Genomic DNA, 12,643 nt, shown 5'->3' with positions numbered 1-12,643 from the left:
TCATCCTTTTAACTTGAGGCGGGTTTCGATTAAGGAATCGAAGGAATGGACGAATTCTAACGTGCAAAACCAGTGACTGCCAGTGGGCCGGGCATAAGAAGGGGAACCGCCCTATCCGGAAAGGATAATGGCGGTTTTACAGCAAACTCAGCTTTCTATATCAAACGCTTTAGACAACTCTTCCAGCTGTTCCTGAGCATCGAGCCAGGTCATTTCGGTTTCTTCCAGTGCGCCTTTCACTTTGGTCTGCTGTTGCAGACATTCGGTGAGGTCGGCTTTACGGCTGATGTCGTAAATCGCGGAATCAGCCAGACGCTCTTCGATTGTCGCCAGTTCGGTGGTCAGTTTTTCCATCTGCGCTTCGAGTTTGGTGATTTGCTTACGCAGCGGCTGAGTCTGGTTGCGGAAATCGGCTTCGCGGCGTTTCTGGTCTTTACGCGACTGCGCGCTGTTCACGCCACCGTCTTTGGCCGGTGCATCCTGCTGGCTTTCCTGACGCTGAATGTCCACCAGCCATTGCTGATAATCTTCCAGATCGCCGTCGAACTGTTCCACTTTTCCGCCGTGAACCAGATACAAATCGTCGGTAGTCGAACGCAGTAAGTGGCGGTCATGCGAGACAACAACCATCGCGCCTTCGAAGTCAATTAACGCTTCGGTCAGCGCCTGACGCATGTCGAGATCCAGGTGGTTGGTCGGTTCATCGAGCAGCAGCAGGTTAGGACGCTGCCAGACGATGAGCGCCAGCACCAGACGCGCTTTTTCTCCGCCTGAGAAACGCCCGGTCGGGTCCGTCACTTTGTCGCCGTGGAAACCAAATCCGCCAAGATAATCACGCAACTGCTGCTCCGTTTCGCGTGCAGCGAGGCGGGTAAGATGTTGCAACGGCGATTCGTCGGCACGCAAAAACTCCAGCTGATGCTGGGCGAAGTACCCGAGTTTCACGCCTTTCGCCAGACCGATGTCACCCTGAAGCGGCGGCATGGTACCGGCGAGCAGTTTGATCAGCGTCGATTTACCCGCGCCGTTACGCCCTAACAGGCCGATACGCGAGCCTGGTACCAGATTCAGTTTGATAGAATCCAGAATGGTGGTATCGCCGTAGCCTGCGCTGACCTTTTCCATGCGCAGCAGCGGATCGGGTAAGCTTTCCGGCGAGCGGAAGCTAAAATGAAAAGGATTGTCGACGTGCGCCGGGGCAATCAGTTCCATGCGCTCCAGCATTTTGATGCGGCTCTGCGCCTGTTTGGCTTTGGTCGCCTGTGCGCGGAAACGGTCGATGTAACTTTGCAGGTGCGCCACTTTTTCCTGCTGACTTTCAAACAATGCCTGCTGTTGCGACAATTTGGTCGCTCGCTGACGTTCGAAAGACGAGTAGTTACCGGTGTATTCGTTCAGCGATTGTTGTTCGATGTGCAGGATTTTATCGACAATCGGATCCAGGAAATCGCGGTCATGGGAAATCAGGACCAGTGTTCCGGTATAGCCTTTCAGCCACTTTTCCAGCCAGATGACGGCGTCTAAATCCAGGTGGTTGGTCGGTTCATCAAGCAGCAGTAAATCAGAACGGCAAATCAGCGCCTGCGCCAGGTTCAGACGCATACGCCAGCCACCGGAGAAGGATTTTACCGGCTGCTGTAACTGATTCTGGCTAAAGCCCAGACCGCTCAGCAGGCTGGCCGCGCGCGCCGGGATCGTCCAGGCATTAATCGCATCGAGCTTGCCGTGCAGCGTGGCGATAGCGTGGCCATCATCACGTTCATTGGCGTGCTGTAATTCGGATTCTAACTGACGAAATTCGCGGTCGCCGTCGATAACATACTCTATCGCCGGCTCATCGAGTGCCGGTGTTTCCTGATTGACCCAGGCCAGCGCCCAGTTACCAGGGAAAGTCAGATTGCCGGCGTCGGCGCTCATTTCACCTTTCAGCAGCGAAATCAGGGTGGATTTACCGCAGCCATTTTTGCCCACCAGCCCGACTTTCTGGCCGGGATTGATGGTCGCAGACGCGTTGTCCAGCAGCACATTGGTGCCGCGTCGGATTTGTAAGGAGGAGAAAACAATCATAAAGCGCCGTGTTGAGAGTATGTTAAATTGTCATGATAATGATTTAAACAAGACGTATCGCGTCCCATTTAGTCTTTGCGAAGCATGGTAACGGAAAAACCGCACCCTGACGACGCTTTGGAGGTATTGATGTCGCAGCCACCAAAGGTTTTGCTGCTTTACGCTCACCCGGAATCACCCGATTCGGTCGCCAACCGCGTTTTACTGCAACAAGCGCAGCAACTTGAACATGTCACCGTGCATGATTTGTACGCACACTATCCTGATTTCTTTATTGATATCCACCGCGAACAGCAATTGCTGCGCGACCATAAAGTGATCGTTTTCCAGCATCCTCTGTATACCTACAGTTGCCCGGCACTCCTGAAAGAGTGGATGGATCGCGTGCTGGCGCGTGGTTTTGCCAGCGGAGCGGGCGGGAATGCGCTGAATGGAAAATACTGGCGCTCGGTTGTGACCACAGGAGAACCGGAGGGCGCTTACAAAGCAGGCGGATATAACCGCTACCCGATGTCCGACATTATGCGTCCGTTCGAGCTGACGTCGGCGATGTGCCATATGCACTGGATGACGCCGATTATCATTTACTGGGCGCGCCGTCAGAAACCGGATGTGCTGCAAAGCCACGCCGAAGCGTATGGCGAATGGCTGAAATCCCCGCTGCCAAACGGAGGGATTGCCTGATGGACGGTTCAAATTTACCCGCCGCGATCCTGCTGTTTTTATTTGCGGCCGTAGTTGCGGTTCCTGTTGCCCAGCGTTTAGGAATTGGCGCGGTACTCGGCTATTTGCTGGCCGGGATCGCCATCGGCCCGTGGGGTTTGGGCTTTATCCGCGATGTCGATGAAATTCTGCATTTCTCCGAACTGGGCGTGGTGTTCCTGATGTTTATCATCGGGCTGGAGCTGAATCCGGGGAAACTGTGGGAGCTGCGGCGGCAAATTTTTGGCGTCGGCGCCGGGCAGGTGATTCTGACCGCGCTGGTGCTCGGCGGTTTATTGTGGCTGACGAAATTCTCCTGGCAGGCGGCGGTGATCGGCGGCATCGGGCTGGCGATGTCATCAACGGCGATGGCGTTGCAGCTGATGCGCGACAAAGGAATGACGCGCAACGAAGGCGGTCAGTTGGGTTTTGCCGTGCTGCTGTTTCAGGATATCGCGGTGATCCCGGCTTTGGCGCTGATCCCCATTCTGGCGGGCGGTTCTGAAGGTAGCAATAACTGGGAAATGATCGGCCTGAAAGTGCTGGCTTTCGGCGGCATGTTAATTGGCGGGCGCTATCTGTTGCGGCCGATTTTCCGGCTGATTGTGGCCTCTGGCGTTCGCGAAGTTTTTACGGCGGCGGCGCTTCTCGTGGTGCTCGGTTCCGCGTTGTTTATGGATACGCTGGGCTTTTCGATGGCCCTCGGAACATTCATCGCCGGTATTTTACTGGCCGAAAGTGAGTATCAGCACGAACTGGAAATCGCGATAGAGCCGTTTAAGGGTTTACTGCTCGGGCTGTTCTTTATTTCCGTCGGCATGGCGCTCAATCTTGGCGTGCTTTACACCCATATTTTGCTGGTGCTGGCAGGCGTCATTATTCTCGTGACTGTCAAAGGCGCTGTGCTTTACGCGCTTTCGCGGGTATTCGGATTGCGGACGTCTGTTCGGTTACAGTTTTCTGCCGTTCTCAGCCAGGGCGGGGAGTTTGCCTTCGTGCTGTTCTCGGCGGCGGGGGCGCAGAAAGTCATTTCCTCTTCGCAACTTTCGCTGTTGCTGGTGGTGGTGACGTTATCGATGATGACAACACCGCTGCTGATGCAGTGGGTGGACAGAATTCTGGTTCGCCGCTACAACGATGGCGAAGAAAGCGATGAAAAACACTTTGTGCAGGATGATGAACCGCAGGTGATTATTGTCGGGTTCGGGCGTTTCGGGCAGGTGATAGGCCGTTTGCTGATGGCGAACAAAATGCGCATCACCGTGCTGGAACGCGATATCAGCGCCGTCGGTCTGATGCGGACTTACGGCTACAAAGTGTATTACGGTGATGCGACTGAACTGGAATTACTCAGGGCGTCTGGCGCGGAAAAGGCAAAGTCGATCGTGATCACCTGCGATGAGCCGGAAGACACAATGACCATCGTGCATCTGTGCCAGCAGCATTTCCCGCATCTGAATATTCTTGCCCGCGCGCGGGGGCGTGTTGAAGCGCATGAGCTGTTGCAGGCTGGCGTGACGAACTTCTCCCGCGAGACGTTTTCCAGTGCGCTGGAATTAGGGAAAAAGGCGCTGGTGACGTTAGGCATGCACCCGCACAGCGCTTACCGTGCTCAGCAGCATTTCCGCCGTCTTGATATGCGGATGCTGCGTGAACTGGTGCCGCAAAACCGTGGTGACGTGGCACAGATTTCCCGCGTGAAAGAAGCGCGGCGCGAGCTGGAGGACATCTTCCAGAGCGAAATGCACAATGAACGGCGTCAGCTTGACGGCTGGGACGATGATGAATAGTCCGGCAGACGAAAATTTTTTATGCCGTCTGAATGAAAAATGACCGGAAGCAATGTCGAAAATTTCAGGAGAATTAACATGGTGACTACCCGTAAACGTTTCATCGCTGGTGCGGTATGCCCGAAATGTAAGGCGATGGATACACTGGCTTTATGGCAGGAAGATCAGGTTGAAGTAGTGGAATGCGTGAAGTGCGGGCACCATCAGCGGCAAACCGATGCTCAGGTCAGTAAGAAGCTGCGCCCTGAAGAACAAGTGATTGGTATTTTCGATCCGAAGTAGCGTTATTGCTCGCGTTTTTTTATGCTGTTGAGTACAGAGACGCGGATTTCCGCTACACTCTTCGCCAAATTTATCCGGTCATGCTTTTCAGGATGCTCTCATCGAAAAGCGATCGTCACTGAATTAGCCTTAAGTGAAGTAGCGTGCGTTACAAAAACGTCGCAGACAACAAATTGAGTTTCCAACGGTAGGAGTTATCATGAAAGTAGCAAAAGACCTGGTCATCAGCGTGGCATATCAGGTTCGTACAGAAGACGGTGTGTTGGTTGATGAATCTCCGGTGAGCGCACCGTTGGATTACCTGCATGGCCATGGTTCCCTGATCTCCGGTCTGGAAACTGCGCTGGAAGGTCATGCCATTGGTGACGTATTTGACGTGCATGTTGGCGCAAACGACGCTTACGGCAACTACGACGAAAACCTGGTTCAGCGCGTACCGAAAGACGTCTTCATGGGCGTTGACGAGCTGGAAGTGGGCATGCGTTTCCTGGCTGATACCGATCAGGGCCCGGTTCCTGTCGAAATCACCGAAGTTGACGGCGACCACGTTGTGGTTGACGGTAACCACATGCTGGCGGGTCAGGATCTGAACTTCCACGTTGAAGTGGTTGCGATCCGTGAAGCGACTGAAGAAGAACTGGCTCACGGCCACGTTCACGGCGAACACGGCCATGACCATGGTCACGACCATGAACACGGTGACGGTTGCTGCGGTGGCCACGGACATGATCACGGACACGACCATGACCACGGTAAGAAAGGTGGTTGCGGCGGTAACGGCGGCTGCGGTTGCCACTGATCGTTCTCTCAGCAGAGCGGTTAAAAAAAAGGCGCCTTCAGGCGCCTTTTTGCTGCGTGCAAGGGCGGAAATCAATAATGCGGCGGCGGCGTTTCTTCCGACTGGTCGGCAATCATTGACGGCTGACTGGCACGCAGTTTATCTGTCAGCAGACGCAGGTGATCGTGCAATTTGCTCATTTCCAGCTGGTGCTGCGTCACAATCAAATTCAGCTCTTCGATGGTGATTTCCTGAAATGCCAGTTTGTTTTCCAGCATCTCCAGACGTTGTTCAACGGTGTTTGAGTCCATCTTCATTCCCTCATTGTGCGTCCCAAGCCTCTCAGATTGAGCGCTGACCGGAACCTCATTCTGTATTGTAGACCGGCGATTCTACCCGTAAACCCGCCAGATTGCCTGACCCCTGTGGCGCTTTATCTGTCGTTATTCACTGTTCAACGAAACTAATTGATGCAAAAAAGGTCGGAATAAGACGCTAATGGCATGTATAGAGATTGTTTTGTCGTGAGACGGACAGTTATAGTAACCGCCGAACTTTCGTAATTATTACCAGAGGTCACACACTTCTGGTCTTGGAGAAATGGATGAAATCACTGTTTAAAGTAACTCTGCTGGCAACCACCATGGCTATCGCCCTGAATGCCACTCAGGTTATGGCTGCTGAAGCCACAGCACCGGCCGCTGCTGCCCCTGCGCCAGCCGCTGCAGCTGCACCGGCAGCAACAGATAAGACCAAGTTCAAAAGTGATGACGAGCAGGCAGCGTATGCACTGGGTGCATCTCTGGGCCGTTACATGGACAATTCACTGAAAGAACAAGAAAAGTTGGGTATCAAACTGGATAAAGACCAGCTGATCGCCGGTGTTCAGGATGCGTTTGCAAACAAAAGCAAACTGTCTGACCAGGAAATCGAGCAAACCCTGCAAACCTTCGAAGGCCGTGTGAAAGCATCTGCACAGGCTAAAATGGAGCAGGACGCTAAAGCTAACGCTGACAAAGGCGATAAATTCCGTGCTGATTTCGCCAAAGAAAAAGGCGTGAAGAAAACTGAATCTGGTTTGCTGTATCAGGTAGAGAAACCAGGTACCGGCGCAGCGCCGAAAGACAGCGATACCGTTGTTGTTAACTACAAAGGCACCCTGACCGACGGGACTGAGTTCGATAACTCTTATACCCGTGGCGAGCCACTCTCCTTCCGTCTTGACGGTGTTATCCCAGGCTGGACCGAAGGCCTGAAACACATCAAGAAAGGCGGCAAAATCAAGCTGGTCATCCCACCAGAACTGGCTTACGGCAAAACTGGCGTCCCGGGGATCCCGGCTAACTCCACTCTGGTGTTCGATGTTGAACTGCTGGACGTGAAAGCAGCGCCAAAAGCTGATCCTAAAGCCGCTGAGAAACCTGCTGAAGCAGAAGCTGCGCCGAAAGCTAACTAAGCTGCCGCACAGTTGCTGTATAAAACCGTCGCTTAACGCGGCGGTTTTTTTTCGTCAGTAACTTTTATTTGAACCAGCCCCTCATTTTATTGCGGTTACTCTATGATGATAACTTGACGCTTTTGTCTGCCCGGCATAACGTCACATATCCATATACTCGCAAGGCCGTTTTTTCTGTACTTTTGATACAGTAACGACCCTGGAACGATGAATAATGCGCTCTGACTCCCGTTGGAAGGCGCGATATAGAGGGTGGTAGCTTCGATGTCTAATTCGCTTATAACTGGCGAAACCGGCGATCTGGATTTGCTGGACCAACGTCCTTTCAGCCAGGTCGACCATGAAATTTTGTCTTCATATGAGGCCGTGGTGGACGGGCTTGCAATGCTGATTGGTGAGCACTGCGAAATTGTTCTGCATTCACTGGAAGACCTGAAATGCTCAGCCGTTCGCATCGCCAATGGCGAACATACGGGCCGCAAAATCGGCTCGCCGATTACAGATCTTGCTCTGCGCATGTTGCATGACATGACCGGCGCTGACAGCAATGTCTCTAAAGCCTATTTCACCCGCGCAAAAAGCGGTGTGCTGATGAAGTCGGTGACTATCGCCATCCGCAACCGTGAGCAACGTGTCATCGGGCTGCTGTGCATCAACATGAACCTTGATGTGCCTTTCTCGCAGATCATTCAGACCTTCATGCCGCCGGAAACACAGGAAGTCGCTTCTTCGGTAAACTTCGCGTCGTCGGTTGACGATCTGGTCGCTCAGACGCTGGAATTCACCATTGAAGAAGTGAATGCGGACCGCAATGTTTCTAACAATGCGAAGAACCGTCAGGTCGTGCTGAATCTCTATGAAAAAGGTATTTTTGATATTAAAGATGCCATTAATCAGGTGGCTGATCGTCTGAATATTTCCAAACACACGGTGTATCTTTATATCCGCCAGTTTAAAAGTGGTGACCTGGTGGGGAACGAACGTTGAAGCTCCGCTACTGCCTTTTGGTCACTGGTCCGGCGTATGGAACTCAGCAAGCCAGTGCGGCGTATCAGTTCGCGCTGGCACTGGTTGCCAGCGGGCATCAGCTCGACAGCGTTTTTTTCTATCGCGAAGGCGTGCTGAACGGCAATCTGCTTTCCGCCCCGGCTTCTGATGAATTCGATTTAGTGAGATCCTGGCAGCGAATGGCAGCCGATCATCAGGTGGCGCTCAACGTGTGCGTCGCTGCCGCATTGCGGCGTGGTGTGATCGACGAAACGGAAGCCCATAATCAGGGACACGGTCAGACTAACCTGCAACCTGGTTTCCATCTGACCGGCCTGGGCAGCCTTGCTGAAGCTTCGCTGACCTGTGACCGTATGGTGCAGTTCTGATGTGCTATTGCAGAGAACAATAATGAAGAAGGTTGCATTTATATTCACGCAGGGACCACACGGATCTTCCGCCGGGCGCGAGGGCCTCGATGCATTGCTTGCCACCTCAGCGCTGACCGAAGATATCGGTGTCTTTTTTATGGCAGACGGTGTTTTTCAACTGATGCCAGCACAGCAGCCTGAAAAAATTTTAGCGCGTAATTATATCGCCACGTTCGGTGTATTGCCCCTTTATGATGTTGACCAGTGCTTTGTCTGCACCGAATCTCTGAAGGCTCGCGGTTTATCTGCAGGGCACGAATGGGTGCTGGACGTTGAGCCGCTGTCGGTGGTTGAAATCCGCGACCGGCTGGCCGGTTACGATGTGGTGATGACGTTTTAAATCAGGAAACTCCATGCTTTTTACCCTTTCCAATTCTCCGCAACACTGTGATTTTTCATTGCTTCTTAAGATGGTTGCGCCGGATGACGCACTTTTGCTGATGCAAGATGGCGTCTTCGCAGCGCTTCATGACAGCGAGGCCTGCGAACGGCTGAGCCAGCACGTTCAGTCAGTCTATGTATTAAGCGAAGATCTGGCGGCGCGAGGATTGGTTGGTCAAATTTCGCACAAAATCACGTTAATCGACTATACTGGTTTCGTTGCGCTGACTGAGAAGCATGCCCAGCAAACGGCATGGTGAATCAACGATGTGCTGTATATTTCTTGACACCCTCTTAGGTCAGCCCTAAAATTCTGCGTCCCCATATTAGCTAATGCTTTTTATGGGGCGATTTATCACGCGTTTACAAAGTAGTTTATGAACCAAAATCCAGGAGCTTTTTAATGGCAACAATTAATCAGCTGGTACGCAAACCACGCTCTACGAAGGTTGCTAAAAGCAACGTTCCAGCGCTGGAAGCTTGCCCGCAGAAACGTGGCGTATGTACTCGTGTATATACTACCACCCCTAAAAAACCAAACTCCGCACTGCGTAAAGTATGCCGTGTGCGTTTGACTAACGGTTTTGAAGTTACCTCCTACATCGGCGGTGAAGGTCATAACCTGCAGGAACACTCCGTGATCCTGATCCGTGGCGGTCGTGTAAAAGACTTGCCAGGTGTGCGTTATCACACCGTCCGTGGCGCACTGGACTGTTCAGGCGTTAAGGATCGTAAGCAATCTCGTTCTAAATACGGCGTTAAAAAGCCGAAGTCTTAATGGTTCTCCGTTAAGTAAGGCCAAACATTTTCACTTTACTGTCAAAATAAACTCTTAGAGTTTTGGACAATCCTGAATTAACAACGGAGTATTTCCATGCCACGTCGTCGCGTCATTGGTCAACGTAAAATCCTGCCAGATCCTAAGTTCGGATCCGAACTGCTGGCAAAATTCGTAAACATTCTGATGGTAGATGGTAAAAAATCTACTGCAGAAGCAATCGTCTACACTGCTCTTGAGACCCTGGCTCAACGTAGCGGTAAAGGCCACCTGGAAGCTTTCGAAGTCGCTCTGGACAACGTTCGTCCGACTGTCGAAGTTAAGTCCCGCCGCGTAGGTGGTTCTACTTATCAGGTTCCAGTTGAAGTCCGTCCGGTTCGTCGTAATGCTCTGGCAATGCGTTGGATCGTTGAAGCTGCTCGTAAACGCGGTGATAAATCCATGGCTCTCCGCCTGGCGAACGAACTTTCTGATGCTGCAGAGAACAAAGGTACTGCAGTTAAGAAACGTGAAGACGTTCACCGTATGGCTGAAGCCAACAAGGCGTTCGCCCACTACCGCTGGTAATCACTTCGCAGTAGTTATGCTAACCAAGCGGGCGCTTCAAGAAGCCAACCCGCTTGGGTTAACCGAACTTGAACGTCCTAGTAATAGAGGAATCAAATGGCTCGTAAAACACCCATTGAGCGCTACCGTAACATTGGTATCAGTGCTCACATCGACGCCGGTAAGACAACTACTACCGAACGTGTTCTGTTCTACACCGGTGTAAACCACAAAATCGGTGAAGTTCATGACGGCGCTGCAACCATGGACTGGATGGAGCAGGAGCAGGAACGTGGTATTACCATCACGTCCGCTGCGACTACCTGTTTCTGGTCAGGTATGGCTAAGCAGTTCGAACCACACCACATCAACATCATCGACACCCCAGGGCACGTTGACTTCACCATCGAAGTTGAACGTTCCATGCGTGTTCTTGATGGCGCGGTAATGGTTTACTGTGCTGTTGGTGGTGTTCAGCCACAGTCTGAAACCGTATGGCGTCAGGCAAACAAATATAAAGTTCCTCGTATCGCGTTCGTTAACAAAATGGACCGTATGGGTGCTAACTTCCTGAAAGTTGTTGATCAGATTGAAAAACGTCTGGGCGCAACTCCGGTGCCACTGCAACTGGCTATCGGCGCGGAAGAAAAATTCACCGGTGTTGTTGACCTGGTGAAAATGAAAGCTATCAACTGGAACGAAGCTGATCAGGGCGTGACCTTCGAATACGAAGAAATCCCTGCAAACATGCAAGAACTGGCTGAAGAATGGCGTCAGAAACTGGTTGAATCCGCTGCTGAAGGCTCTGATGAGCTGATGGAGAAATTCTTTGGTGGCGAAGAGCTGACTGAAGAAGAGATCAAAAGTTCTCTGCGTAAGCGCGTTCTGAACAACGAAATCATCCTGGTTACCTGTGGTTCTGCGTTTAAAAACAAAGGCGTGCAGGCAATGCTGGATGCTGTTGTTGAGTATCTGCCAGCACCAACTGACGTTGAAGCTATCAACGGTCTGTTGGACGACGGTAAAGACACTCCAGCAGTTCGCCATTCTGACGATTCTGAGCCGTTCTCTGCTCTGGCGTTCAAAATTGCTACTGACCCATTCGTGGGTAACTTGACGTTCTTCCGTGTTTATTCCGGTCTCGTCAACTCAGGTGACACTGTATTTAACCCAGTGAAATCTCAGCGTGAACGTCTGGGTCGTATCGTTCAGATGCACGCTAACAAGCGTGAAGAGATCAAAGAAGTTCGTGCAGGCGATATCGCTGCAGCGATCGGTCTGAAAGACGTGACTACGGGTGATACTCTGTGTGATCCGGATAACGTGATCATTCTGGAGCGCATGGAATTCCCAGAACCGGTAATCTCCGTTGCTGTAGAACCAAAAACCAAAGCTGACCAGGAAAAAATGGGTCTGGCTCTGGGGCGTCTGGCGAAAGAAGACCCATCATTCCGCGTTTGGACTGATGAAGAGTCTGGTCAGACAATCATCGCAGGTATGGGTGAACTTCACCTGGACATCCTGGTTGACCGTATGCGTCGTGAGTTTAACGTTGAAGCTAACGTCGGTAAGCCGCAGGTTGCTTACCGTGAAGCAATTCGCGCTAAAGTTACTGATGTTGAAGGTAAACACGCTAAGCAGTCTGGTGGTCGTGGTCAGTACGGTCACGTTGTGATCGACATGTACCCATTAGAACCTGGCACGAATCCGAAAGGGTATGAGTTTGTCAACGAAATCAAGGGTGGTGTAATTCCTGGCGAATTCATCTCCGCGATTGACAAAGGCATCCAGGAACAGCTGAAATCCGGTCCACTGGCGGGTTACCCGGTAGTAGATCTGGGCGTGCGTCTGCACTTCGGTTCTTACCATGACGTTGACTCCTCCGAGCTGGCGTTTAAACTGGCCGCTTCTATCGCCTTCAAAGATGGCTTTAAGAAAGCGAAACCAGTTCTGCTTGAGCCGATCATGAAGGTTGAAGTAGAAACTCCGGAAGAGAACACTGGTGACGTCATCGGTGACCTTAGCCGTCGTCGTGGTATGCTGAAAGGCCAAGAATCTAACGCTACTGGTGTTGTGATTCATGCCGAAGTTCCGCTTTCCGAAATGTTCGGTTATGCGACTCAGCTGCGCTCACTGACTAAAGGCCGTGCATCTTACTCCATGGAATTCCTGAAGTATGATGATGCGCCGAATAACGTGGCCCTGGCCGTTATTGAAGCTCGTGGCAAATAAGCCACTGGTTTAAACACAATGATCCCGTGCTCTCTCTTTGAAGGGAGAGCACAAGAGTAAGGAATATAGCCGTGTCTAAAGAAAAATTTGAACGTACAAAACCGCACGTTAACGTTGGTACTATCGGCCACGTTGACCACGGTAAAACTACCCTGACTGCAGCAATCACTACCGTTCTGGCTAAAACCTACGGCGGTTCTGCACGCGCATTCG

The 12,643-nt window shown here is 51.9% G+C and carries 15 protein-coding genes; 13 read left to right on the top strand and 2 right to left on the bottom strand.

Annotated features, from left to right (window positions below; translation table 11 throughout):
* Window positions 1-147 precede the first annotated feature (147 nt).
* On the bottom strand, window positions 148-2,067 hold the full coding sequence (locus CWS43_RS13325; RefSeq protein WP_101077423.1) for an ABC transporter ATP-binding protein: 1,920 nt from the start codon (window positions 2,065-2,067) through the stop codon (window positions 148-150).
* Window positions 2,068-2,196: 129 nt separating this feature from the next.
* Between CWS43_RS13325 and kefG the strand changes: the two genes are divergently transcribed.
* From kefG to slyD, 4 genes are all read left to right on the top strand, one after another.
* A complete protein-coding gene (gene kefG, locus CWS43_RS13320) occupies window positions 2,197-2,751 on the top strand; it encodes a glutathione-regulated potassium-efflux system ancillary protein KefG (RefSeq protein ID WP_101077422.1) in 555 nt (184 codons plus the stop codon).
* Window positions 2,751-4,559 carry a glutathione-regulated potassium-efflux system protein KefB gene (kefB, locus tag CWS43_RS13315; protein WP_101077421.1) on the top strand — a complete coding sequence of 603 codons (1,809 nt, stop codon included), beginning with the start codon at window positions 2,751-2,753 and terminating at the stop codon, window positions 4,557-4,559. Before kefG ends, kefB begins: the two co-directional genes overlap by 1 nt.
* A gap of 78 nt (window positions 4,560-4,637) precedes the next feature.
* Window positions 4,638-4,841, top strand: coding sequence for a YheV family putative zinc ribbon protein (locus tag CWS43_RS13310; protein ID WP_101077420.1), 204 nt, complete (start codon window positions 4,638-4,640; stop codon window positions 4,839-4,841).
* A gap of 199 nt (window positions 4,842-5,040) precedes the next feature.
* Window positions 5,041-5,640, top strand: a complete 600-nt coding sequence (gene slyD / locus CWS43_RS13305; RefSeq protein WP_101077419.1) for a peptidylprolyl isomerase — start codon at window positions 5,041-5,043, stop codon at window positions 5,638-5,640.
* A 71-nt stretch (window positions 5,641-5,711) separates the two neighbouring features.
* On the opposite strand, the gene CWS43_RS13300 is transcribed toward slyD, so the two are convergent.
* On the bottom strand, window positions 5,712-5,930 hold the full coding sequence (locus tag CWS43_RS13300) for a protein SlyX (protein WP_101077418.1): 219 nt from the start codon (window positions 5,928-5,930) through the stop codon (window positions 5,712-5,714).
* A 293-nt stretch (window positions 5,931-6,223) separates the two neighbouring features.
* Here CWS43_RS13300 and fkpA point away from each other — a divergent pair, with 293 nt between their 5' ends.
* The 9 genes from fkpA to CWS43_RS13250 form a co-directional block, all read left to right on the top strand.
* Window positions 6,224-7,075 carry an FKBP-type peptidyl-prolyl cis-trans isomerase gene (gene fkpA, locus CWS43_RS13295; protein WP_101077417.1) on the top strand — a complete coding sequence of 284 codons (852 nt, stop codon included), beginning with the start codon at window positions 6,224-6,226 and terminating at the stop codon, window positions 7,073-7,075.
* Between the two features lie 264 nt (window positions 7,076-7,339).
* Window positions 7,340-8,062, top strand: a complete 723-nt coding sequence (locus tag CWS43_RS13290) for a transcriptional regulator (RefSeq protein WP_165061123.1) — start codon at window positions 7,340-7,342, stop codon at window positions 8,060-8,062.
* Window positions 8,059-8,451, top strand: coding sequence for a sulfurtransferase complex subunit TusD (tusD, locus tag CWS43_RS13285; RefSeq protein WP_101077415.1), 393 nt, complete (start codon window positions 8,059-8,061; stop codon window positions 8,449-8,451). The genes CWS43_RS13290 and tusD overlap by 4 nt, the downstream gene beginning before the upstream one ends.
* 22 nt (window positions 8,452-8,473) lie before the next feature.
* Window positions 8,474-8,833: a sulfurtransferase complex subunit TusC gene (gene tusC, locus CWS43_RS13280; RefSeq protein ID WP_101077414.1), complete on the top strand. Its 360-nt coding sequence runs from the start codon at window positions 8,474-8,476 to the stop codon at window positions 8,831-8,833.
* A gap of 13 nt (window positions 8,834-8,846) precedes the next feature.
* On the top strand, window positions 8,847-9,134 hold the full coding sequence (tusB, locus tag CWS43_RS13275) for a sulfurtransferase complex subunit TusB (protein ID WP_101077413.1): 288 nt from the start codon (window positions 8,847-8,849) through the stop codon (window positions 9,132-9,134).
* A 143-nt stretch (window positions 9,135-9,277) separates the two neighbouring features.
* Window positions 9,278-9,652, top strand: a complete 375-nt coding sequence (gene rpsL / locus CWS43_RS13270; protein WP_013573668.1) for a 30S ribosomal protein S12 — start codon at window positions 9,278-9,280, stop codon at window positions 9,650-9,652.
* Between the two features lie 96 nt (window positions 9,653-9,748).
* Complete coding sequence (gene rpsG / locus CWS43_RS13265; protein WP_005969574.1) at window positions 9,749-10,219, top strand: 30S ribosomal protein S7; 471 nt, start codon at window positions 9,749-9,751, stop codon at window positions 10,217-10,219.
* A gap of 96 nt (window positions 10,220-10,315) precedes the next feature.
* A complete protein-coding gene (gene fusA, locus CWS43_RS13260) occupies window positions 10,316-12,430 on the top strand; it encodes an elongation factor G (protein WP_101077412.1) in 2,115 nt (704 codons plus the stop codon).
* Window positions 12,431-12,501: 71 nt separating this feature from the next.
* Window positions 12,502-12,643, top strand: a 142-nt coding sequence (locus CWS43_RS13250; RefSeq protein WP_074437493.1) for a GTP-binding protein, incomplete at its 3' end; no start/stop codon positions are given.

The organism is Rahnella sp. AA, assembly GCF_002834385.1.
GTDB lineage: Bacteria > Pseudomonadota > Gammaproteobacteria > Enterobacterales > Enterobacteriaceae > Rahnella.
The sequence above is the reverse complement of the archived record's forward strand: the minus strand, read 5'-3'. Positions and strand labels throughout refer to the sequence as shown.